This window comes from Pseudomonas sp. MD195_PC81_125 (assembly GCF_014060985.1).
GTDB lineage: Bacteria > Pseudomonadota > Gammaproteobacteria > Pseudomonadales > Pseudomonadaceae > Aquipseudomonas > Aquipseudomonas parakoreensis.
The window spans coordinates 26,318-49,455 of sequence record NZ_JABULD010000585.1; the positions used below are offsets into that span (position 1 = coordinate 26,318).

Consider the following 23,138-nt stretch of genomic DNA (forward strand, 5'->3'; position numbering starts at 1 on the left):
ATTCATGCGCATTTCCACCGCCCAGTATTACGCGACGCAAGCTGCTCAATATCAGCGCAACTACAGCAAGACGGTCGCGACCGCCAACGAAGCGAGCAGCCTGCAGCGCATCAACACCGCTGCCGACGATCCGATCGGCGCCGGTCGTCTGCTCAAGCTGGGTCAGCAAAGTGCGATGCTCGACCAGTATCAGGGCAACATCGACACCACCAAGAGTGCGCTGACCGTGCAGGAGTCCACTCTGAACTCCATCACTACAGCTTTGCAGCGCGCCAAGGAAATCGGCCTGGCGGCCAACAACGGTATCGCCACCGACGACAACCGCAAGGCCTATGCGGCAGAACTGAGCCAGATCCAGCAACAAGTGCTGGGCCTGATGAACTCCAAGGATGCCAACGGCAACTATCTGTTCTCCGGTTCCAAGACCGATACCGCGCCGTACTCGCAAAACGTCGACGGCACCTACACCTACAACGGTGACCAGACCCAGATCAACCTGGGCATTGGTGACGGTATGTCGGTCGCGACCAACACCACCGGTTGGGATGCGTTCCAGCAGACCATCAACACCAGCCGTACGCAGACCAACATGACCGCTCCGGCGGTGGATGACGGTCGTGTGGTGCTGTCCAACGGTACGGTTGGCACCGCGGCGACCTACAACGCCAAGTTCACGGCGGGCCAGCCATACACCGTGGATTTCATCAGCAGCACGCAGTTGAAAATCACCGATGCCCTGGGCAACGACGTGACGTCCGAGGCCAGCCAGAACGGCCTGATCAGCAACAGCAATGGTGCCAACCAGACGGTCAGCTTCCGTGGCGTCGACATGAAGTTGAACATCAACCTCAAGGCCGGTGACACCAACCCGGACGCGGTAATCGCCGGTCACAGCTTCCAACTGTCGGCCACGCCTGACTCGTTCACCACCGCGCGCAGCCCGGGCAACCCGTCGACTGCCGTCATCACCGGCTCCAGCGTCACCAACCAGGCAGCCTACAGCGCAGCCTTCCCGTCGGGCGGCGGGGCAGTGCTGAAGTTCACCAGCGCCACCGATTTCGACCTGTACGCGGCACCTGTTACCGCCGACAGCAAGCCGGTGTCGTCGGGCACCATGGTCGGCGGTAACGCCACGGCCGCCGGTGTGACCTTCGCCATTGGCGGTACGCCGGGCGCGGGCGATCAGTTCTCGATCCAGTCCAACAACCACCAGACCCAGAACGTGCTCGACACCCTGGGCCAGATGGTCACGGCGCTGAACCTGCCGGTCGACGGTGATCCGGTGGTCAAACAGCAATTCCAGGGGGCCATGGAGTCGGCGTTGAGCAACATCGACAGCGCCTCCAACCAGATTGGCGCCGCCGTGACCTCGATCGGTGCGCGCGGTCAGTCGCTGGATGACCAGGACACCACCAACCAGAGCCTGATCCAGGCCAACACCACGACTCAGGGTTCGATCCGTGATTCGGATCCGGCCGAGGTGATGACCCGCCTGACGTTGCAACAGACCATGCTGCAAGCCTCGCAACTGGCGTTCAGCAAGATCAGTCAGTTGGGTCTGTTCAACAAGATCTGACGTTGGACGGGCGCCTCGGTGCCCGTTTGTCTCGTCCCTCAGTTAATGTTTTTTTGCGGTTTCATGGGCTCGCTTTACCGAGCGGGCTCGTACCGCCTGTGAGCCCGCCGTGAATTCACTTCCTCTCGTCAGTCTGGTCATTCCCGCCTTCAATCCGCGCTTCTTCGAGCGGACGTTGAACAGTGCGGTGAGCCAGACTTATGGCCAACTCGAAATCATCGTTTGCGACGACAGCCGCGGCCGCGAGATTGAAGCCATCGTTGCGGCGGTAGTCGAGCAGTCCGGCGTCGCCGTGCGTTACGTACGCAATCCGCGCACCCTGGGCATGGTCGGCAATCTCAAGGCCTGCCTGGAACAGGCGCAGGGCCAATTGGTCAAATTTCTGTGCGACGACGACCATCTCTACGCCGCCTGTGTTGAACAGCAAGCGCAGGAAATGGTGCGTGAGGAAGTCCGACTGGTGCTGGCTCAGCGTCTGTTCTGGGACGCTGACGACATCATTCTTCCGGCGCGTCTGGAAAACACTTCGCTGTCTCCGCTCAGTGGCTTGTTCAAGGGTGACGACCTGCTGGGCATCTTTGAAAAATTTCCGGTCAATGTGCTGGGTGGGTTCACCAATGCGCTGTTCCGCCGGGAAGATCTTGTCGAGTTGCTGCCGGCGTTGACTCAGGAAGGCCACTGTTTTGTGGCAACCCTGGATTTCGCGCTGTTCGTCTGTCTGATGCGGCGCGGCAATGTGGCGGTGTCCAACAATGTGCTCAGTGCCGAGCGTCTGTACCCGGAGCGCCTGAGCGCCCAGCAGTCGATGAAAGATGCGGTTGAAGTCGAGCGCGAGTGGATTCTGCAAATGCTCAAGGCGCGCAGCGGCGAATCTGCGCCTGCCCCGGGCTGGGTTCGCTACATCCCACTGACCAAGGTTGATGAGGCGCCACGGGTCTGGGAGGAGTTGCCCCTGAGCCGCACCCTGGGTACCAAGCAGAGTCGGCAGGAGTGGTGTGTCGGCATCGACAGCTGGAGTTTTGCCGAGCTTTACGCGCAATGGCTGGAGTGCCGGGTGCTCACCGAGGGGCAGCGCAAGTTGCTGCCGGAGACCCTGGCTGGCTGGTCGCATCAGCCGCGCATCGTACCGATCGTCATCGATCGCGACGGCAGTCGCGACGGCGTCGAGCGCACGCTGGAGGCGCTTGCCGCACAGGATTATCTGCCGGAACTGATTCTGGTGCTGTCCACTGCCTGTTCCGAGGCCGAGCTCGATGGTCGAGTGTTCCGCATGCCGTTGCAGGACGACGGACTGGAGCAGATCAATGCGTTGTTGCCGCAACTGGAAGGGGCCGACTGGTTCTACCTGTTGCAGGCCGGCGATCGTCCGGTGGTGCCGGCGTTGTTGATCATGGCCGAGCGCATCGCCCATTCTGCGGCGCTGACGTGTCTGTACAGCGATGAAGGCAGCCTGCGCAACGGCGAATCGGCGGAGCCTGCGTTCAAGCCGGATTTCAACCTCGACCTGCTGCGCAGTTACCCGTACGTCGGTCGCGCGCTGGCGTTCAAGCGCGAACGCTTTCTGGCGCTGGGCGGGTTCGCGGCGACGTTTGCCGAGTTGGCCCCCCACGACGTGCTGTGGCGCATGGTCGAAAGTGACGGTACGCAGGTGGTCGGACATGTCGCCGAAGTTCTGCTGCAATCGCCATTCGATCTGTCCGCCTGGCTCGCCGCTCCGGCGGTCATCGAGCAAAATCCGCGTGTACTCGAGGCCCATCTGCAGCGCTTGGGGATTGCCCATGAGATCCGCCGTGGCAGTTCCGAGCTGCTCAATCGTGTCGACTATCACCATGTCCGGCGTCCGCTGGTGTCGATCATTATTGTGACCAAGGATCAGACGGCTGCCTTGCAGCGCTGCGTCGAGACGCTGTTGGAGAAGACCGCTTACTCCGAGTACGAGTTGTTGCTGGTCGACAACGGCAGTGAAAGCCACGAGGCGCGGGCCTGGCTGGACGGCATGGCGCAGCTGGGCGGCGAGCGGATTCGTGTCCTGAACTACCCGCAGCAGGGCAACGCGGCGGCGCTGCATAATTTTGCGGTAGGGCAGGCGCGTGGTGAATACGTGCTGCTGCTCAATTCGTTTGCGGTAATTACCCAGGCCGACTGGCTCGACGAACTGCTCAATCATGCGCAGCGCCCGGAAGTCGGCGTGGTCGGCGCCAAGCTGTTCAATCCTGATGGGTGCGTGCTGCACGCGGGTCTGATACTTGGTCTGCAAGGTGCAGTGGGTTTGCCGTTCTATGGTCAGTCGTTGCATTCGGATGGTTACATGTTCCGGCTGCAAGCGGTCCATGACCTGAGTGCCGTCGGTGGCGATTGCCTGATGGTGCGCAAGGCGGTTTACGAGTCTGTCGCCGGTCTTGATGAGCAAGCGCTGAAACAGGCGCTGAATGTCGTGGATCTGTGCCTGCGGATTGGTCAGGAAGGATATCTGGTGGTGTGGACTCCTTATGCCTTGCTGGCGCTGGGCGCACGCCCCAGTGTCCAGGCGACGGCAGAAGAGGAGCAACTGCAGCTTCAGGAGCAGGAAACCTTCTATCAGCGCTGGTTGCCGCGCATTGCCCGTGATCCGGCCTTCAACGTCAATTTGTCGTTGCAGGGTGTCGGTGCGACGAGCTTCAGTCTGGAGCCGGGCCTGCGTACGGGCTGGAGTGCATTTTCCCGGGCGCAGTTGCCGAACGTGCTTGCCGTGCCGATCAACGCCTCGGCCATCGGTCACTACCGCATGAGCCAGCCGCTGATTGAACTGGAAGCGGCCAACCGCGCTGAAGGGCGGATTTGCTATGGCCTGCCGTCGATCATTGATATCGAGCGTCAGTCCCCGGACGTGATTGTTCTGCAAGGGCGTTATTCGCAAAGTGCCATCGATGAAATTCCGCCGCTGAAGAAGTTCTGCCACGCCCGGCGCATTTTTGAACTCGATGATTATGTGATCGACGTTCCCCATCGCAATGCGCATATTCGCAACATGCCCAATAAACAGGAAATGGCGCGGATGGTGCGCAGTGCGATCAACCTGTGTGATCGCGTGGTGGTATCGACCCAGCCACTGGCCAATGCGTTGTCGGACATGCACCACGATATTCGCGTCGTCCCCAATATGCTCGCGCGCAACTTGTGGACTGACTTGCGCAGCCAGCGCCGCACGTCGAAAAAACCACGGGTCGGCTGGGGCGGGGGGACCAGTCACCACGGCGACCTGGCGGTGATCGCCGATGTCGTGCGTGAGCTGGCCAATGAAGTCGACTGGGTGTTCTTCGGCATGTGCCCGGATGATCTGCGTCCGTACATGCATGAATTCCACGGGGTAATCCCGTTGGAAGTGTACCCGGCCAAACTGGCAAGCCTGAATCTCGATCTGGCGCTGGCACCACTGGAATTCCACATCTTCAACGACTGCAAGAGCAACCTGCGTCTGCTGGAGTACGGCGCCTGCGGTTACCCGGTGATCTGCACCGATACCGAGGCCTATCGCGGCTACCTGCCGTGCACCCGGGTCAAGACCAACAGCACCGATGAATGGCTGCAGGCGATCCGCATGCACCTGGCCGATCCCGATGCGAGCTATCGCATGGGCGATGAACTGCGAGAAATCGTATTGCGCGACTACGTACTGCGGGGCGACAACCTGCGCTATTGGGAAAACGGCTGGCTGGCGGATTGACCGGCACTGCTGAAAAAGGCGACTTTCGAGTCGCCTTTTTTGCGTCTTCAATATCCTGTTTGTATCAGTATCGACACTTTTTTACCGCAGAGCCTCAAGCATAGCGCTTTTCCTGTCGATACTTCTCTATTCGCTGACCTCGGACGGTTGCTGCTGGCGTGATCGGCTTGTTACCGGGAGGCAGGTTTCCGGATTCAACAACAATGCAAGGAAGAAGCAAATGGCAGTGATTTATGGGACGAGTGAAGCCGATGTCATGAGCGGCAGTGAAGGCAACGACGAGCTCTTCGGACTGGAATCGGATGATCAGATCTGGGGGACTGCCGGAGCCGATCTGTTGGATGGTGGCGAGGGTTTTGATTCTGTGGATTATCGAATCATGTCTTCGGGCGTCAGCGTCGATATCCGCCAAGGGCTTGCCAGCGTCACGAAGGCAGATGGTTCCATTGACACGCTGGTTGCCATCGAAAAAGTGGTCGGCAGCTTCCTCGATGACACCCTTGCCAGTTCGGTTTCCGGCGTCACGCTGGAAGGCAGTGGCGGGGATGACGTTTACATCATCGGCAGTGAGGGCGTGACGATCATCGAAGACGAGCGCGGCGGCTACGACGAGTTGCGCACCAGCGTTAACATCCAGAAGATGGACCCGTTCCTCGACAAAATGACCTTCACCGGAACCGGCGACTTCAAGGGCTACGGCAATGCCGAGCACAACGTGATCATTGCCGGCGCCGGTAATGACTGGCTGTGGGGTGGCGACGGCGGCGATCAGTTCATTGGCGGCGAGGGCTTCGACACCGTCAGCTACACCGACAGCCTTGAAGGCGTCAGTATCGAGCTCTCGAGCATTTGGGGCGCCACTGGTATTGCATTCGGCGATACCTACTCGAGCATCGAGGCCGTGCAGGGTTCGAATTTCAACGATGTGATCTTTGCCGGCGCAAGCGCAATGGTCATGGACGGTGCCGATGGCTTTGACGCCGTCGATTACAGCCGTTCCAACGATGCGGTCAGCATCGAGTTTCGTGATGGCAAGGGCTTCGGTTCCGGCGGTTACGCCGAGGGCGACACCTTGATCAATGTGGAAAAGGTTGTCGGGACTAACCTGGACGATCACTTCACTGCCAACTCGGGCGGCGTGACCTTCGAAGGTGGCTGGGGCAGCGACGTCTACACGATCAACAGCGAGGGTGTGACCATCGTCGAGACAGAATCAGGCATGGGGTTTGACGAGCTGTACACCAGCCTGTCGGTCATGAAGATGGACCCGTTCATCGAGAAAATGACCTACACCGGTACAGCCGATTTCACCGGTTATGGCAATGATTCCGACAACTACATCTTCGGCGGCAGCGGCGATGACCTGTTCTACGGTGGCGCTGGACGGGATGTCTTCGTGGGCGGCGCGGGAACGGACATCGTCAGCTATGAGGACAGCGACACGGGTGTGGTGGCCACGCTGTGGAGAATCGGCCAGAACGGCACGGCTGACGGTGACACGCATTACGATGTCGAAGGCTTGCGTGGCAGTCATTTTAACGATGAGCTGGGTGCCAACAGGGAAGATACGATTCTGGAAGGCAGCAGTGGTGACGATACCCTGAACGGCAACGATGGCAACGATCATCTCTATGGCGGGCTGAAGTCCGGTCTCGACGGCGACGCGGCGCAGGCTGACAAATTGTTCGGCGGCAACGGCGATGACGTCATCGTTAGTGCTGCGAATGACCTGGGCACTGTGGCGGACGGTGGACAAGGCAGTGACACCATCACGGTCCACAACGGCAGTGCCTTTGGTGATGACGGTTTTGACGTGCTCACCGGCACCGGCAACAGTTATCTGTTGTCAGGTGGCAGTGGCAACGACGTGCTGAACCTCAATCTTCAGGGGCAGTCCGGTACTGGCGGCACCGCACTGGGCGGTATGGGTGACGATACCTACATTGTGAACAGCACCGGGCTGGTATCGATTCAGGACGAGGGCTGGGATCTCAACGACACCCTGATCCTGAACACCATCGCCAATATCAGCCAGTTGAACGTCACCCGCATCGGTGACGACGCCTATCTGCATGGTGCCAACGACGGCAGCGCCGGTGTGCCGGACAACGGCGTGAAACTGGCGGGATGGTACGCCGGGTTCAACAACATCGAGCACCTGCAGACTGCCGACGGCCAGGTCTACGACCTGCCGGCGACGGTTGATGGGTTCGCCATGTTCGGCTGATCACTCGATCTGTTGATGCAACGCAATGAAAGGGATGAATCCGCTGCTGGATTCATCCCTTTTTTCATGCCTTACGGCGCACCCGACGCAGCGCTCGCGGAGCTGGCGCGTTTCCTGCAAGTCCCCCTCAAATCGCCATAAAACGAGCGCTCGCGGTCATCGCAGCGGCGCCGCAGGCGGCAAAAGGGTTAGCCAGACGGCCCGCATCGCTCAACCAAGCCATGCGCAGCCCGGTGACGAACGAGAGGGGAGACGATGAAGGCAGTTATTTTGGCGGGTGGCCTCGGCACGCGCATCAGTGAAGAGTCGCACCTCAAGCCCAAGCCCATGATCGAGATCGGCGGCAAGCCAATTCTCTGGCACATCATGAAGCAGTATTCCGCTCACGGAATTCACGACTTCGTGATCTGCCTGGGCTACAAGGGCTATGCGATCAAAGACTTCTTCGCCAACTACTTCCTGCACACCTCCGACGTCACGTTCGACATGCGCAACAACCGCATGGACGTGCACCAGAACTACAGCGAGCCGTGGAGCGTCACCCTGATCGACACCGGCGAGGAAACCATGACCGGTGGCCGTCTGCTGCGTGCCGGGCGTTACCTCAAGGATGAAGAGGCGTTCTGCTTCACCTACGGCGACGGTGTTTCCGACATCAACATTGCTCAACTCGTCGATTACCACAAAGCCCACGGTCGCCTGGCAACCGTCACCGCGGTGCAGCCGCCGGGACGTTACGGCGCCCTCGAGCGGCAGGGCGATCAGGTGCTGGGTTTCACCGAGAAACCGCGCGGCGACGGTGGCTGGATCAACGGCGGCTTCTTCGTGCTGTCACCCAAAGTCCTGTCCTACATCGCTGGCGATGAAACCACCTGGGAGGCCGAGCCGCTGGCGCGTCTGGCAGAGGATGAACAGCTCAACGCCTTCGAACACGAAGGCTTCTGGCATCCGATGGACACCCTGCGCGACAAGAACCACCTCGAAGCGCTGTGGCAGAGCGGGGAGGCCCCATGGAAGCAATGGGCCTGAGTGCGGATTTCTGGCGCGGCAAGCGCGTACTGGTCACCGGTCACACCGGTTTCAAGGGCAGTTGGCTGACCCTGTGGCTGCAAAGCCTCGGCGCGCAAGTCAGCGGTTTTTCGCTGGATCCGTCGACCGAACCGAGCCTGTATGAACTGGCGCGGGTTCACGAAGGGATCAACGATCAACGCGGTGATCTGCGCGATCTCGGCGCGTTGCTGGAGATCATTGCCGACACCGAGCCGGAGATCGTTCTGCACCTGGCTGCGCAGCCACTGGTGCGTGAAGGCTATCGCGACCCGCTGGGCACTTATTCCAGCAACGTCATGGGCACGCTGAACCTGCTCGAAGCGATTCGTCAGGTCGGTTGCGTGCGCGCCTGCGTGCTGGTGACGACCGACAAGGTCTACGCCAACAAGGAATGGCTGTGGCCGTACCGCGAGGACGAAGCCCTCGGCGGCCACGATCCCTACAGCAGCAGCAAGGCTTGCTGCGAACTGTTGGCGCAGTCTTACGCCGCGTCGTTTTTCCCGGCCGACAAGTACGCTGAACACGGTCTGGCCTTGGCCACCGCGCGCGCCGGCAACGTCTTGGGTGGCGGTGACTTCGCCCCTGAGCGGTTGATTCCCGACGTGCTCAAGGCCTGGACTGCCGACGAGCCGGTGACCTTGCGTTACCCGCAAGCCGTGCGCCCGTGGCAACACGCGCTGGAACCGCTGGCCGGTTACCTGCAACTGGCTGCCGGCCTCTACGAACAAGGCCCGGAATACGCCGGGGCGTGGAACTTCGGCCCGGGCGAGGTGGACATGTGCAGCGTCGGCGAAGTGGTCGAACTGCTCGCCAGTCGCTGGCCACAGGCACGCGGTTTGCGCATTGAGAAAAGCGAATTGCACGAGGCCGGTCTGTTGCGTCTGGACAGCAGTCGCGCCCGTCAGGTACTCGGCTGGCAGCCACGCTGGACCTTGCAGCAATGCCTGACGCAGACCCTCGACTGGCACCTGGCGTGGCAGAACGGCGATGACATGCGCAACGTCACTCTCGGCCAACTGAACCTGTACCGAGGCGCGCTGTGAGCGAGTTTTCCTTGAAACCGTTGCCGCTGGCCGGGCTGTTCAGCGTCCAGCACAAACGCTTCGAAGATCAGCGCGGGCATTTCGCCCGGCTGTTCTGCGAAGGCAGCCTGAGCGCGTTCGGCCGCGAATTTCATATCCGCCAGATCAACCATTCCTGCACCCGTGAAAAAGGGCAGCGTGCGCGGTCTGCATTACCAGAATGCCAATGCGCCGGAAGCCAAGCTGATCACCTGCCTGCGCGGTGAAGTGTGGGACGTGGCGGTGGATCTGCGTCCGGATTCCGAGACCTTTCTGCACTGGCACGCCGAGCACCTCAAGGCTGGCGATGGTCGCAGCCTGTTGATCCCGGCCGGCTTCGCCCACGGTTTCCAGACCCTGACCGATGACGCCGAACTGCTTTACCTGCACAGCGCCGATTACGCGCCGGAGCATGAGGGCGGCTTGTCGGTGAACGATCCACGGCTGGCGATTGCCTGGCCGTTGCCTGTCAATAATTTGTCAGCGCGGGATTCCAGCCATCCCGCGCTTGATCAACACTTTGCCGGAGTGCGTCTATGAACTGCCGTGGGTGCGCCGCACCGCTGAGCCTGCCGCTGATCGACCTCGGCACCTCGCCACCGTCCAACGCCTACGTGCACGCCGAGCGCCTGGAACAGGCCGAGCAATGGGTGCCGCTGAAGGTCGCCGTGTGCCAGCAATGCTGGCTGGTGCAGACCGAGGATTACACCCGCGCCGACAGCCTCTTCGACGCCGAGTACGCCTACTTCAGTTCGTTCTCCAGCACCTGGCTGGCCCATGCCGAATGCTATGTCGCCGAGATGGTCGAGCGCTTTAGCCTGAACGCCGAAAGCCGCGTAGTGGAAGTCGCCGCCAACGATGGTTATCTGCTGCAGTACGTCGCTGCTCGCGGCATCCCGTGCCTGGGTGTCGAGCCGACCCGCAGCACCGCGCAAGCGGCGCGGGAAAAGGGCCTGCAGATTCGTGAAGTGTTCTTCGGTCGCGACAGCGCTGCGCAACTGCACAGCGAAGGCTGGGGCGCCGACCTGATGGCCGCCAACAACGTGCTCGCGCATGTGCCGGACATCAATGATTTCCTCGGTGGTTTTGCCACGCTGCTCAAGCCGACCGGCGTCGCTACCTTCGAATTTCCGCAACTGCTGACGCTGATGGCCGGCGCGCAGTTCGACACGCTGTACCACGAACACTATTCCTACCTGTCGCTGACCGCGGTGCAGACTTTTGTGCGAGCGCAATGGTCTGGAAGTGTTCGACGTCAGTCAGTTGAGCACCCACGGCGGTTCGCTGCGGGTGTTCGTGCAGCGCCAGGGCGGTGAGCGTCGTGCGGTGCAGCCAGCGGTGCAGCAACAGTTGCAGGCCGAACTGGATGCCGGGGTGAAAACCCCTGAGTACTACGCGACCCTCGCGCCGGCTGCCGAACGCATCAAACATGAACTGCTGCGCTTCCTGTTGCAGGCCAAGGCCGAGGGCAAGCGTGTGGTCGGTTATGGCGCGGCAGCCAAGGGCAACACCTTGCTCAACTACGCCGGGGTCAAACCGGATCTGCTGGCGTGGGTGGCCGATGCCAACCCGCACAAGCAGGGCAAGTTTTTGCCGGGCAGTCGTATTCCAATTGTCGCGCCGACGCAGATCGACAGCGAAAAACCGGACTACGTGCTGGTGTTGCCGTGGAACCTGCTGCACGAAGTCAGTCAGCAACTGGCGCAGGTGCGTCAGTGGGACGGGCGCTTCGTGATCGCCGTGCCTGAGATGAAAGTCCTGTGAAAGTCCTGGTCACCGGGGCCACGGGCTTCGTCGGTCGGCATCTGGTCGCGGCGTTGCTGGCGCGTGGCTGCGCCGTGCGCGCGGTGGCGCGCAATACAGATACGGCTGCGAGCATGCCGTGGATCAGCGACGTCGAATTCGTCGCGGCGGATATTCACGCGTCGGATCTCGACATGGCGGCGCTCACCGACGGTATTGACGTCCTCGCGCACCTGGCCTGGCCGGGGTTGCCGAACTATCGGGCGCTGTTCCATTTCGAGCACAACCTGATGGCCGACTACCGCTTTATCAAAGGCGCGGTCGAAGCGGGTGTGAAGCAAGTGCTGGTGACCGGCACCTGCTTCGAGTACGGCATGCAAAGCGGCCCGCTCAGCGAAAGCGTCGAGCCGCAGCCGAGCAATCCTTACGGGTTGGCCAAGCACACCTTGCACCTGTTTTTGCAGAACCTTGCGCAAGAACATCCGTTCACTTTGCAGTGGGCGCGCCTGTTCTATTTGCATGGCGAAGGGCAGAACCCCAACAGTCTGCTGGCAGCGCTGGATCGGGCGATCGATAGCGGCGACGCGTCATTCAACATGTCTGGCGGCGAGCAGCTGCGGGACTTTTTGCCGATCGCCAGCGCTGCTGATTACCTCGCCGCGATCCTGCACCAACGTGATTTCAATGGCGTGATCAATTGCGCCAGCGGCCAGCCGGTATCGGTGCGCGCACTGGTTGAACAACGTCTGCGCGAGCGCGGTGCGGCACTGAATCTGAACCTCGGCCATTACCCCTATCCGAGCCATGAACCGATGGCGTTCTGGGCCGTGACCGAGCGTTTGCAACAGCTACTGGGAGAGCCGCAATGAGGCACGAGTTGTATCGGGTCACCGACCTGCCGGTGTTGCAGAACCGCACCTTTGCCGACCCTGAATCGGCAAAGGCGTCGGCCAGCGCCGACATGTTGCTGGTGCAGGATGAGCGCAGCGGCCTGATCTTCAACGCCGCGTTCGATGCCGACAAGCTCAGCTATGACGCCGACTATCAGAACGAACAGGCCCATTCGGGCCAGTTCCAGAAGCACCTGAGCGACGTCGAAGGCATCATCGCCAAACACTTCAAGGGCCGGGAGCTGATCGAAGTCGGCTGCGGCAAGGGCTACTTTCTTGAGCTGCTCAAGGGCCTCGGTTATTCGATCACCGGGATTGATCCGGCCTACGAAGGCGAAAACGCCGACGTAATCAAGGCGCCGTTCACCCGAGGTCTCGGCCTGGCCGCGGACGCCATCGTGCTGCGTCATGTGCTGGAACACATCGAAGACCCGGTCAGCTTCCTGTCGGTGATCGCCGAAGCCAACCAAGGCGGGCAGATCTACATCGAAGTGCCGTGCTTCGACTGGATCCTCGAGCACAAAGCGTGGTTCGACCTGTTCTACGAGCACGTCAATTATTTCCGCCTCGATGACCTGCGCCGGATGTTCGGCACCGTGCACGAGGCCGGCCACCTGTTTGGCGGCCAGTACCTGTACATCGTCGCCGACCTTTCGACGTTGCGCCTGACCCCGGAACAACCGGTGCCACGCCTGACGCTGCCGGACGGTTTCACGGCGAGCCTTGAGCGTGCAGTGCAGATCATCCAGTCCGCACCTGAACAGGGTTCGGCGATCTGGGGCGCGTCGTCCAAAGGCGTGATCTATTCGCTGTTCCTGCAGCGCGCGGGTGTCGCGGTGGATCGCGTGGTGGATATCAACCCCGCCAAGCAGGGACGTTATCTGCCACTGAGCGGCGCGCGGGTGTCCTCGCCGCAAGAGGCCATGGACGCCTTGCCCGAAGGCGCCAACCTGTTTGTGATGAACTCCAATTACCTCGAAGAAATCAAGCGGATGACCGGTGGACGTTACGTCTATCACGCCGTTGACAGCGCTTCGTTCCAGTGACCCTTGAGATTTTGAAAATGACCGACAACAGTATCAACAAAGCCTTCGAAGCCGAGTGCCGGGAACAGATCGCCCAGCAGGGTGACGACCAGAAACTGACTGGCCTGGCCCGTGATTTCTTCAACGAATCGGCCAAACACAAGTACAGCTATCACTTCTCGTGGATGGGCCGCCCGATCATCCAGCTGCCGCAGGACATGATGGCAATGCAGGAGATCATCTGGCAGGTCAAGCCGGATCTGGTCATCGAGTGCGGCATCGCCCACGGCGGTTCGATCATCTATTACGCCTCTCTGCTGGAGCTGCAAGGTCACGGCGAAGTGCTGGGCATCGACCTCGACATCCGCCCGCACAACCGTGAAGCGATCGAAAGCCACCCGATGGCCAAGCGCATCAAGATGATCGAAGGCTCGAGCATCGACCCGGCCATCGCTGCTCAGGTGCAGGCTGCGGCCAAGGGCAAGAAGGTCATTCTGGTGCTCGACTCCAACCACACCCACGACCACGTGCTCGAAGAGCTGCGCCTGTATGCGCCGCTGGTCTCGGTCGACAGCTACTGCGTGGTGATGGACACCGTGGTTGAAGACATGCCGGCCGATTTCTTCCCGGATCGCCCATGGGGCCCGGGCGACAACCCGAAAACCGCGGTGTGGAAATACCTGGAAGAAAACCAGGACTTCGAAATCGACCAGCAACTGCAAAACAAGCTGCTGATCACCGTGGCGCCGGACGGCTATCTGCGTCGCGTTCGTTAATTCGCAACATCACCAAAGCGTTATCTCGGCGAGTCGCCGGTTGTGGAGAGAAGTTATGCAAGGCAAGTACAGTTCTGAACTGGCGCTACCGCTCAACGAGCTGTTGACCGTGGTGCTGATTACTCACAATCGGCCGGCGTTCCTGCGTCGGGCGGTGAAGTATTACAGCAGCTTGCCCTGCCGGATCATGGTGCTCGACTCCACACCCGAGCGGCCGGAAGGGGACTTTTCCGCCGTCGATTACCATCACGTGCCGCAGTTCGCCTACTGGGGCATGCAGGCCAAACTGGCGTACGGTGTAGAGCGACTGACCACGCCGTACATGGTGCTGGCGGCTGACGACGATTTCATCCTGCATGATTCGCTGGCCGAGTCCGTCGGTTTCCTTAAGGCGAATCCGGACTATGGCATGTGCCACGCTATTGCCTGATGTACCTGACGCTGTCGGGTGGAGTGAGCTATTACCGCCGCGACAAGAAAGTCCAGGAAGACTATGCGTCCGAGCGGGCTCAGGATCGGGTTATCGACTACATGAGTCAGTACATCCCGCCGTTCTATGCGGTGACCCGTACTGATCTGATGAAAACCTGGCACTCGGCATTGCCGGCGGGGACCAATTTCCAGTGGCAGGAAATCGGCCACGTGTACTTCCTGCTGGCGAGTGCCAAGGCGCGGATTCTGCCGATGCCCTATGTGGTGCGCGAGATCAACTATGGCAATTCCGAGCACAGCACCGAGGTGTATCACTCGCTGACCTATGTTGATGCCAAATCGGTCGCCGAGCGTGAAGCCTTTGCCGAGTTCCTTGCCTCACTGCCCACCGGCATCAAGGATCTTGATGCGCAACAGGGCAAGGCGTTTGCCCTGCAGAGCTTCGAGGCGATGGTCGACAGTCTGCAAAGCGGCAGGGCACTCACGGCGGAGCTGATTATCCAGTCCACCTGGAATCAGTCGCTCAAGAGGCCTGATCGGCGGTTCGGGCCTTTGCAGTACGTCGAGATGCCGTTCTACAACCAGCCATTTTTTGATCGTCTCGAACAGTTCGAATTCATGCTGCACGCCATGCCCGCCGGGCGCATTCAACTGCGGGACCTGGAGGGTGTGTGGACCCGTCAGGCGCACTTGCTGCAGGCGCGCAACAACGATACCCCGGAAAGTGTTCTGGATCGTTTGTGGCAGGCGCACGACCTGAATGCGTTCAACCGCACCGTGGTCAAGCGTCTGGCGCAACAGCTGGAACTGGCCGGCGAGGACGAAGAAGCGCAGAACATGCGCGACTGGAATGCTCGTCTCGATGCGTTGACGGTGGAAGACCATCATCAGGTATTCGACCAGACGCAGTCGGGTCGACTGCTCAAGTGGCTGGATTCGCGTCAGGCCGATGGCGCTCAGTTGGCATCGATTGCCGAGCACCTGTCGGTCAACGGCGGTGGCCCGCAGTTCGGCATTTTCCTGCTGGATCTGGACAACGACATCGACAAGTTGCAGGTCAGCCTCGACAGCTTGCTTGAAGGTCAATGCAAGGCTTTCAGAATTGTCGTGTTCACCACTGGCGAAGCACCGGCGGCTACCACGGCGCAGAACACTTTGCACTTTGTCCGGGTTACGCCGGCCAACCTGGTCGACAAACTCAATCAGAGTGCCAGTCAGTCGCCGTGCGACTGGGTGCTGCTGGCTGAGGCGGGCGATGAGTTCACCGCCAGTGGTTTGTTGCGCGCCAGTCTGGAGTTGATGTCCGCGGGCGATTGCCGTGCCGTTTCCACCGACGAGATCCAGCGCGGGGAGAAGGGCGCGCTGGTGGATGTGTTCCGTCCCGGCTTCAACCTCGATCTGCTCTTGAGCCTGCCGGGGCTGATGGCACGGCACTGGCTGGTGCGCCGTGACACGTTGGTCGAGGTGGGTGGCTACCGCGCCGATTTCAACAAGGCACTGGAATTTGACGTGCTGCTGCGCATCATCGAAGAGCACGGTTTGAACAGCCTGGCCCACCTCGACGAACCGCTGCTGATCACCGAAGCCGCGTCGCTGGAAGAAAACGCGCATGAGCGTCTGGCGCTGTTGCGCCACCTGGGCAATCGCGGCTACAAGGCCAAGGTCACCTCGGCGGTGCCGGGCATTTATCAGATCGATTACCACCACAGTGATCGTCCGCTGGTATCGATCGTGATTCCGGCCGGCGATGACCTGCCAGCCTTGCAACGCTGTCTCGAAGGGGTGCAGCTGCGCACCCGTTATCAGCATTACGAGATCCTGATCGCCACCACGGCCACGCAGTCGGCCCAGGTCAATGACTGGCTGGGTACTTACCAGCATCCGAAAGTCCAGGTGCTGCGTGCCGAGCAATCGCTGAGCGTACCGGCATTGCTCAACGCTGCCAGCCGCCAGGCGCAGGGCGAGTATCTGGTATTGCTCGCGGCCGACGCGGAAGTGGTCAACCCGAACTGGCTGGACTCGCTGCTCAACCATGCCCTGCGTCCGGAAATCGGCGTGGTCGGGCCGAAGCTGGTTGATCGCGATGGCAAAGTCAGCCAGGCCGGGCTGATCCTCGGTATGCATGGCGGGGTGGGGTCGGCGTTCGTCGGTGAAAAACATGATGCCGACGGCTATCTGTACCGGTTGTCGGTGGAGCAGAACTGCTCAGCGGTATCGAACGTGTGCCTGATGGTGCGCAAAGAACTGTTTGAAGCGCTGGGTGGTCTGGACGACAGCACATTCGGCGACGCTTTCAACGATGTCGATCTGTGTCTGAAAGCAGCTCAGGCCGGTTACCTCACGGTATGGACGCCATCGGTGCAGGTCCTGCATCAAGGCGCGATTGCCCAGGCACCCCGGGCACTGGCCGCGCTACAGGAAAAATGGGCCGCCGCGTTCGCTCAGGATCAGGCGTACAACGCCAACCTGAGCTTGAGCGGCAAAGGGTATGGTCTGAACGACAGTACGTCGCTGGACTGGTCGCAGTTACTCGCCTGAGCCGCGCCCAAGGAACGGAATACAAAATATGTTCAACGGTAAATCGATCTTCATCTCCGGCGGCACCGGCTCGTTCGGGCGCAAGTTCATCGCCCGTCTGCTTGAGCAATACCAGCCCAAGCGCGTGGTGGTGTTCTCCCGCGATGAGCTCAAGCAGTACGAAATGCAGCAGACGTTCAACGCGCCGTGCATGCGTTACTTCCTTGGTGACGTGCGCGACGCCGACCGTCTGCGGCAGGCCATGCGCGGCATCGACTACGTGGTGCACGCGGCGGCGCTCAAGCAGGTGCCGGCGGCGGAGTACAACCCCACCGAGTGCATCCGCACCAACGTCAATGGCGCGGAGAACATCATCGCCGCCGCCATCGACAACGGCGTGAAAAAGGTTGTGGCGCTGTCCACCGACAAGGCGGCCAGCCCGATCAACCTGTACGGCGCAACCAAGCTGCTGTCGGACAAGCTGTTCGTCGCCGCCAACAACATTGCCGGTGAACAACAAACGCGTTTTGCCGTGGTGCGCTACGGCAACGTGGCGGGCTCGCGGGGTTCGGTGGTGCCGTTCTTCAGCAAGCTGATTGCCGATGGTGCGCAGGAGCTGCCGATCACCGACGAGCGCATGACCCGCTTCTGGATCACCCTCGATCACGGCGTGCAGTTTGTCCTCGACAGCTTTGCGCGGATGCACGGCGGCGAAGTGTTCGTGCCGAAGATCCCGTCGATTCGCATCGTCGATCTGGCGCGGGGCATGGCCGAACATCTGCCGCACAAGAACGTCGGTATTCGTCCCGGGGAAAAACTGCATGAACTGATGGTGCCGCTGGACGATGCGCGGATGACCCTGGAATTCGAGGATCACTACACCATCCAGCCTTCCATCCGCTTTACCAGCGTCGATGTCGATTTCTCCATCGACAAGCTCGGCGAACATGGCCGGCCGGTGAGTGAGGATTTCGAATACCGCTCCGACACCAATCCGCACTACCTCTCGGTCGGGCAGATCGCCGAGCTGCACGCGAAGTTGTCGGCATGATTCCCTACGGTCGGCAGAGCGTTGATCAGGCGGACATCGATGCCGTGGTCGAGGTGCTGCAATCGGACTGGCTGACCCAGGGCCCGACCATCGAGCGTTTCGAGCAGGCAATGGCCGAACGTTGCCAGGCCGACTTCGCCGTGGCGGTGTGCAACGCCACGGCGGCGCTGCACATCGCTTGCCTCGCTGCCGGCCTTGGCCCGGGTGATCGCTTGTGGACCACGCCGAACACCTTTCTGGCTTCGGCCAACTGCGGGCGCTACTGCGGCGCCGAGGTGGATTTCGTTGACATCGATCCGCTGACCTGGAACCTCGATGCCTTCGCCCTCGCCGCGAAACTTGATCAGGCCGAGCAGGACGGCACACTGCCGAAAGTGTTGGTGGCGGTGGCGTTCTCCGGGCAGAGTTGCGATCTGCGCAAGATTGCTGAACTGGCCGAGCGCTACAACTTCACCGTGATCGAAGACGCCTCGCACGCAGTGGGCGCCAGCTACGCCGGGCGCCCCGTGGGGTGCGGGGAATTCGCGGCGATGACCGTGTTCAGTTTCCACCCGGTGAAGATCATCACCAGCGCCGAAGGTGGCATGGTCCTGACCAACCGCCCGCAACTGGCGGAGCGTCTGCAACGCCTGCGCAGCCACGGCATGACCCGCGATCCGCAGCAGATGAGCGAACCCAGCCACGGTCCGTGGTATTACCAGCAGATCGAGTTGGGCTTCAATTACCGGATCACCGATTTGCAGGCGGCGCTGGGTCTGTCGCAACTGGCCAGGCTGGACGGCTTCATCGCCCGTCGCCGTGAACTGGCGGCGCGTTACGACCGGTTGCTGGCCTACCTGCCACTGACTTTGCCCAGCGCGCAGCCGGAGGCGGAATCGGCGTGGCACCTGTACGTGGTGCGCTTGCAGACCGGGCGTGTCGGCCTGACCCACCGTCAGGTGTTCGAAGGCTTGCGTGCCGCCGGCATCGGCGTGAACCTGCACTATATTCCTGTGCATTTGCAGCCGTACTATCGCGACCTGGGGTTTGCCGAAGGCGACTTCCCCGAAGCCGAGCGTTATTACGCCGAGGCGATCAGCCTGCCGCTGTATCCGTTGCTCACTGACGAGCAGCAGGATCATGTGGTCGAGCAATTGCGCCGGCTGACCGAATAAACCCCGCTGCGGCGGCGAATGAGACTGTGCAATGCGTGATCTGAGTGAGCAGGAAAAATTCTGGCAGGGCGATTTCGGCAACCAGTACGTCGATCGCAACGTCGGTCAGCCGCTGGTCGCGGCCAACCTGGCGTTGTTCGCCAAGGCCCTGAGCCGCGCCGGGCGCATCGACAGTGTGGTTGAGCTGGGCACCAATGCCGGCAACAACCTGCAGGCGCTGCGTCAACTGCTGCCGCACAGTGAATTGTTCGGCGTCGAGATCAATGAAAGCGCCTGTGCGCAGGCGGGGGCACTGGGCATCGCGCAGATCTGGCACGGCTCGCTGTTCGACTTTCCGCGCGAGCGCAGTTACGACCTGACCCTGAGCAAAGGCGTGCTGATCCATCTGGCGCCGGAGCTGCTGCCGACCGCCTATGCGCAGTTGTATGCGTTGAGCCAGCGCTACATCCTGATCGCCGAGTACTACAATCCGGCACCGGTGGAAGTATCCTATCGCGGCAACAGCGGCAAGCTGTTCAAGCGCGATTTCGCCGGGGAAATGCTTGATCGTTATGCCGACCTGCAATTGCTCGATTACGGCTTTGGTTATCACCGTGACCCACAATTCCCGGTGGATGACATCACCTGGTTTCTGCTGGAAAAACGTCCTTGAACAGCGTCGCAATCATCCCGGCCCGTGGCGGCAGCAAGCGCATCCCGCGCAAGAATCTGTTGCCGTTCGACGGCGTGCCGATGATTGTCCGCTCGATCCGCACGGCGCTCGACAGTGGCCTGTTCGAACAGGTCGTAGTCAGTACCGATGACGCGGAAATTGCCGAGCTGGCGCTGGCTCACGGTGCGCAAGTGCCGTTCCTGCGCCCGGCTGAACTGGCGGATGATTTCACCGGCACCGCTGCGGTGATCGTGCATGCCTTGCAGCAACTGCCCGCGTTCGATTACGCCTGCTGCGTGTACGCCACGGCGCCGTTGTTGCAGGCGCGATTTCTGCGCGAGGGATTCGAGTTGTTGCAGCAGCATCCGCAGAGGTCGTTTGCTTTTTCGGTGTGCAGCTTTGGTTTCCCCGTACAGCGGGCACTGACGCTGGACGGGCAGGGCGCATTGACCGCGTTGTACCCGGAATTTCGCCAAACCCGCTCGCAGGATCTGCCCGAAGCCTTTCAGGACGCCGGCCAGTTCTACTGGGGCCGCAGTGAGGCATGGTTGCGCGGTGACGTGTTGTATTCGTCCGCGAGTCTGCCGGTCATTCTGCCGCGGCATCTGGTGCAGGACATCGACACCCTGCAAGACTGGAAACGCGCCGAATACCTCTACGCCGCGCTCAAGGCCGGCGGAGAACTGCAATGAAAGTGCTGATCCGCGCTGATGCTTCGCCGACCATTGGCAGTGGCCACATTGCCCGTTGTCTGACGCTGGCGCGGGTGCTGCGCAAACAGGGCAGTCATGTCGCGTTTGCCTGTCGGCGGTTGCCCGGGCATCGGCTCGATGCCCTGGCTGCCGAAGGTTTCGAGATCTTTGCCTTGCCGGACATTTACCCCGGCGAAGACCCGCAACAGGCCATCGAATCGATGCTGCCGTGGCAGGCGGACATCGATGCGCTGGACGCCTTGCTGGCAGGTCACGCCGCATTCGACTGGATCATCGCCGATCACTACGGCCTCGATCATCACTGGCAAACCGCAGCGCGCCGTTGGGCACCTCGGATCGCGGCAGTAGACGATCTCGCCACTCGCCAGTACAGCGTCGATCTGCTGCTCAATCAGAACCTGTCCGGTCTCAGCGCAAACTATGCGCCGCTGCTGCCCGAAGGCTGCCGTACCTTGCTCGGCCCGCGCTACGCCATGCTGCGTGAAGAGTTCGTCTGCCCGGCCATCGCGATCCAACCCAAGGCGCGGCGGGTGCTGGTGAATTTCGGTGGTTTCGATGCGGCGATGCAGACCCATCACGCGATGTTGGCGTTGAAGGACTTCACCGAACTGGAAGTGGATTTCGTCGCCGGTGCGGACAACCCGGCGTGGGCACAAATGCAGGCACTGGCCGCAACACGGCCGCACTGGCGCCTGCACAGTTTCGTCAGCGATTTCCAGCAACGCATGACCGCAGCCGATCTGTTTATCGGCGCCGGTGGCGGCACCAGTTGGGAGCGCGCGGCGCTGGGCCTGCCGACCCTTTGCATCGCGGTATCGAACAACCAGCAAGCCAACGGCGAAGTCATGGCGGCGGCGGGGGCGCATGTGTTCATGGGGGCTCGCGAGCAGGTCAGCGTCGAACAGCTGCGCGATGCCATCGGTTTTGTCGTCGACAATGCCTATCTGCGCCAGAGTCTGGCCGAGCGTTCACGGCAACTGGTCGATGGGCGCGGTGCGTTGCGCGTGGCGGCAGCGCTGGCCGGTGCCGTGCTCAGGCTGCGCCCGGCGACCCTCGATGATGCGCAATTGCTGTTCGACGGGCGCAATGCCGAGGCTGTGCGCCGGTGGTCATTGGACACGGCTGCAATCGAATGGCCGCAGCACCTGAACTGGCTGACGGCGAGCCTGCGCAACCCGCAGCGTCTGCTGTTGATTGCCGAGGCCGATGACGGTGCGGTCGGCGTCCTGCGTTATGACTTGCGTGGATTCGAGGCTGAAGTGTCGCTGTATCTGCTGCACGGGCGTTTTTGGTCTGGGTTGGGGCAGGGCGCTGCTGGCGCGAGGCGAGGCGTTCGTCCGCGGGCACTGGCCGCAGATGACCGTTATCACCGCTCAGGTGCTGCCGGGCAATCGTCCGTCTTTGAATGTGTTTCGTGACGCCGGATTCACCCAGAGTGCCTGCGCGTTCACCAAGGTTTTGAAGGATCACCGCGATGAGTAGTTTCAAGATTGGCGAGCGTCTGATCGGTGCCGATGCGCCGCCGTTCATCATTGCCGAGATGAGCGGCAACCATAATCAGTCGCTGGAGCTGGCGCTGCAGATTGTCGAAGCTGCCGCCAAAGCTGGGGCGCACGCCTTGAAGTTGCAGACTTACACCGCGCAGACCATGACCCTGGATCTGGCCGAGGGCGAGTTTTTCATCAAGGACCCGAATAGCCTGTGGGCGGGTACTTCGCTGTACGACCTGTATGAGAAGGCCCACACCCCATGGGAGTGGCACGCGCCGATTTTCGCTCGGGCCAAAGAACTGGGCATGCTCGCGTTCTCGACGCCGTTCGATGACACGGCGGTGGACTTTCTCGAAAGCCTCGACGTGCCGGCGTACAAGATCGCCAGTTTCGAAAACACCGACCTGCCGTTGATCCGCCGTGTGGCGGCGACAGGCAAACCGCTGATCATCTCCACCGGCATGGCCAGCATCGCCGAACTCGACGAAACCGTGCGCGCCGCCCGCGAGGCGGGGTGCAAGGATCTGGTGCTGCTCAAATGCACCAGCACTTACCCGGCAACGCCGCTCAACAGCAACGTGCGCACGATCCCGCATCTGCGCGAACTGTTCGGTTGTGAAGTCGGGCTGTCCGATCACTCCATGGGCGTGGGTGTGTCCGTGGCCGCCGTGGCACTCGGCGCAACGGTGGTGGAAAAGCACTTTACCCTCGACCGTTCGGCAGGTGGCGTCGACGCCAGTTTCTCGCTGGAACCTGCGGAGCTGGCCAGTCTGGTGGTCGAAACCGAACGCGCCTGGCAAGCCATGGGCCAGGTGCATTACGGCGTCACCGAGGCCGAGCGCAAGTCGCTGGTCTATCGCCGCTCGCTGTACGTCACTGCCGATATGGCGGCCGGTGAGCCCTTTTCCGGGGACAATCTGCGCGCCATTCGCCCTGGTCTCGGTCTGCCGCCCAAGCACACCGATGCCGTCCTCGGTCGCCGCGCTCGTCAGGCGATCAAACGTGGCACGCCGCTGGACTGGTCGTTGGTCGAATAACCCGATCTGCCACCGATTCGGCAAAATAGCGTGACCTGCGA

Annotated in this window: 13 protein-coding genes and 4 pseudogenes; all 17 read left to right on the forward strand. The window is 61.3% G+C overall.

Going from position 1 to position 23,138, the window contains the following annotated elements; genetic code table 11:
* The first annotated feature begins 4 nt into the window (after positions 1–4).
* The 17 genes and pseudogenes from HT737_RS23525 (at position 5) to pseI (ending at position 23,097) form a co-directional block, all read left to right on the forward strand.
* Entirely contained in the window at positions 5–1,576 is a 1,572-nt protein-coding gene (locus tag HT737_RS23525; RefSeq protein WP_047292481.1) for a flagellar hook-associated protein 3, read from the forward strand.
* Positions 1,577–1,685: 109 nt separating this feature from the next.
* Positions 1,686–5,279, forward strand: coding sequence for a glycosyltransferase (locus tag HT737_RS23530; RefSeq protein ID WP_182404118.1), 3,594 nt, complete (start codon positions 1,686–1,688; stop codon positions 5,277–5,279).
* Between the two features lie 220 nt (positions 5,280–5,499).
* The gene (locus HT737_RS23535; protein ID WP_121184313.1) at positions 5,500–7,506 is read left to right on the forward strand and encodes a calcium-binding protein; all 2,007 of its coding nucleotides are present in this window, start codon (positions 5,500–5,502) and stop codon (positions 7,504–7,506) included.
* Positions 7,507–7,761: 255 nt separating this feature from the next.
* On the forward strand, positions 7,762–8,535 hold the full coding sequence (rfbF, locus tag HT737_RS23540) for a glucose-1-phosphate cytidylyltransferase (RefSeq protein ID WP_095139348.1): 774 nt from the start codon (positions 7,762–7,764) through the stop codon (positions 8,533–8,535).
* A complete protein-coding gene (gene rfbG, locus HT737_RS23545) occupies positions 8,517–9,599 on the forward strand; it encodes a CDP-glucose 4,6-dehydratase (RefSeq protein WP_182404119.1) in 1,083 nt (360 codons plus the stop codon). The genes rfbF and rfbG overlap by 19 nt, the downstream gene beginning before the upstream one ends.
* Positions 9,596–10,157, forward strand: a pseudogene (rfbC, locus tag HT737_RS23550) (dTDP-4-dehydrorhamnose 3,5-epimerase). The gene rfbG and the pseudogene rfbC overlap by 4 nt, the downstream one beginning before the upstream one ends.
* Positions 10,154–11,381 (forward strand): annotated as a pseudogene (locus tag HT737_RS23555) (methyltransferase domain-containing protein). The pseudogenes rfbC and HT737_RS23555 overlap by 4 nt, the downstream one beginning before the upstream one ends.
* On the forward strand, positions 11,378–12,229 hold the full coding sequence (locus HT737_RS23560; protein ID WP_182404120.1) for an NAD(P)-dependent oxidoreductase: 852 nt from the start codon (positions 11,378–11,380) through the stop codon (positions 12,227–12,229). The pseudogene HT737_RS23555 and the gene HT737_RS23560 overlap by 4 nt, the downstream one beginning before the upstream one ends.
* Positions 12,226–13,296 carry a class I SAM-dependent methyltransferase gene (locus HT737_RS23565; protein WP_047292498.1) on the forward strand — a complete coding sequence of 357 codons (1,071 nt, stop codon included), beginning with the start codon at positions 12,226–12,228 and terminating at the stop codon, positions 13,294–13,296. Before HT737_RS23560 ends, HT737_RS23565 begins: the two co-directional genes overlap by 4 nt.
* A gap of 17 nt (positions 13,297–13,313) precedes the next feature.
* Positions 13,314–14,051, forward strand: a complete 738-nt coding sequence (locus HT737_RS23570) for a cephalosporin hydroxylase family protein (RefSeq protein ID WP_047292500.1) — start codon at positions 13,314–13,316, stop codon at positions 14,049–14,051.
* A gap of 55 nt (positions 14,052–14,106) precedes the next feature.
* Positions 14,107–17,021, forward strand: a pseudogene (locus HT737_RS23575) (TIGR00180 family glycosyltransferase).
* Positions 17,022–17,049: 28 nt separating this feature from the next.
* On the forward strand, positions 17,050–18,051 hold the full coding sequence (gene pseB, locus HT737_RS23580) for a UDP-N-acetylglucosamine 4,6-dehydratase (inverting) (RefSeq protein ID WP_027614222.1): 1,002 nt from the start codon (positions 17,050–17,052) through the stop codon (positions 18,049–18,051).
* Positions 18,048–19,205 (forward strand): UDP-4-amino-4,6-dideoxy-N-acetyl-beta-L-altrosamine transaminase, encoded by a 1,158-nt coding sequence (gene pseC, locus HT737_RS23585; RefSeq protein WP_182404121.1) that lies wholly within the window; start codon positions 18,048–18,050, stop codon positions 19,203–19,205. The genes pseB and pseC overlap by 4 nt, the downstream gene beginning before the upstream one ends.
* A gap of 31 nt (positions 19,206–19,236) precedes the next feature.
* A complete protein-coding gene (locus tag HT737_RS23590) occupies positions 19,237–19,857 on the forward strand; it encodes a pseudaminic acid biosynthesis-associated methylase (protein ID WP_182404122.1) in 621 nt (206 codons plus the stop codon).
* On the forward strand, positions 19,854–20,549 hold the full coding sequence (gene pseF / locus HT737_RS23595) for a pseudaminic acid cytidylyltransferase (protein WP_047292511.1): 696 nt from the start codon (positions 19,854–19,856) through the stop codon (positions 20,547–20,549). The genes HT737_RS23590 and pseF overlap by 4 nt, the downstream gene beginning before the upstream one ends.
* A pseudogene (gene pseG / locus HT737_RS23600) lies at positions 20,546–22,052 on the forward strand (UDP-2,4-diacetamido-2,4,6-trideoxy-beta-L-altropyranose hydrolase). Before pseF ends, pseG begins: the two are co-directional and overlap by 4 nt.
* Positions 22,045–23,097, forward strand: coding sequence for a pseudaminic acid synthase (pseI, locus tag HT737_RS23605; RefSeq protein WP_145593073.1), 1,053 nt, complete (start codon positions 22,045–22,047; stop codon positions 23,095–23,097). Before pseG ends, pseI begins: the two are co-directional and overlap by 8 nt.
* The last annotated feature ends 41 nt before the right edge of the window (positions 23,098–23,138 follow it).

What these genes read in the sequence shown, in the direction of transcription:
- HT737_RS23525 (WP_047292481.1), top strand. Translation starts at nt 5, where the DNA reads ATGCGCATTTCCACCGCCCAGTATTACGCGACGCAAGCTGCTCAATAT.
- HT737_RS23535 (WP_121184313.1), top strand. Translation starts at nt 5,500, where the DNA reads ATGGCAGTGATTTATGGGACGAGTGAAGCCGATGTCATGAGCGGCAGT.
- rfbF (WP_095139348.1), top strand. Translation starts at nt 7,762, where the DNA reads ATGAAGGCAGTTATTTTGGCGGGTGGCCTCGGCACGCGCATCAGTGAA.
- rfbG (WP_182404119.1), top strand. Translation starts at nt 8,517, where the DNA reads ATGGAAGCAATGGGCCTGAGTGCGGATTTCTGGCGCGGCAAGCGCGTA.
- HT737_RS23565 (WP_047292498.1), top strand. Translation starts at nt 12,226, where the DNA reads ATGAGGCACGAGTTGTATCGGGTCACCGACCTGCCGGTGTTGCAGAAC.
- HT737_RS23570 (WP_047292500.1), top strand. Translation starts at nt 13,314, where the DNA reads ATGACCGACAACAGTATCAACAAAGCCTTCGAAGCCGAGTGCCGGGAA.
- pseB (WP_027614222.1), top strand. Translation starts at nt 17,050, where the DNA reads ATGTTCAACGGTAAATCGATCTTCATCTCCGGCGGCACCGGCTCGTTC.
- pseC (WP_182404121.1), top strand. Translation starts at nt 18,048, where the DNA reads ATGATTCCCTACGGTCGGCAGAGCGTTGATCAGGCGGACATCGATGCC.
- HT737_RS23590 (WP_182404122.1), top strand. Translation starts at nt 19,237, where the DNA reads ATGCGTGATCTGAGTGAGCAGGAAAAATTCTGGCAGGGCGATTTCGGC.
- pseI (WP_145593073.1), top strand. Translation starts at nt 22,045, where the DNA reads ATGAGTAGTTTCAAGATTGGCGAGCGTCTGATCGGTGCCGATGCGCCG.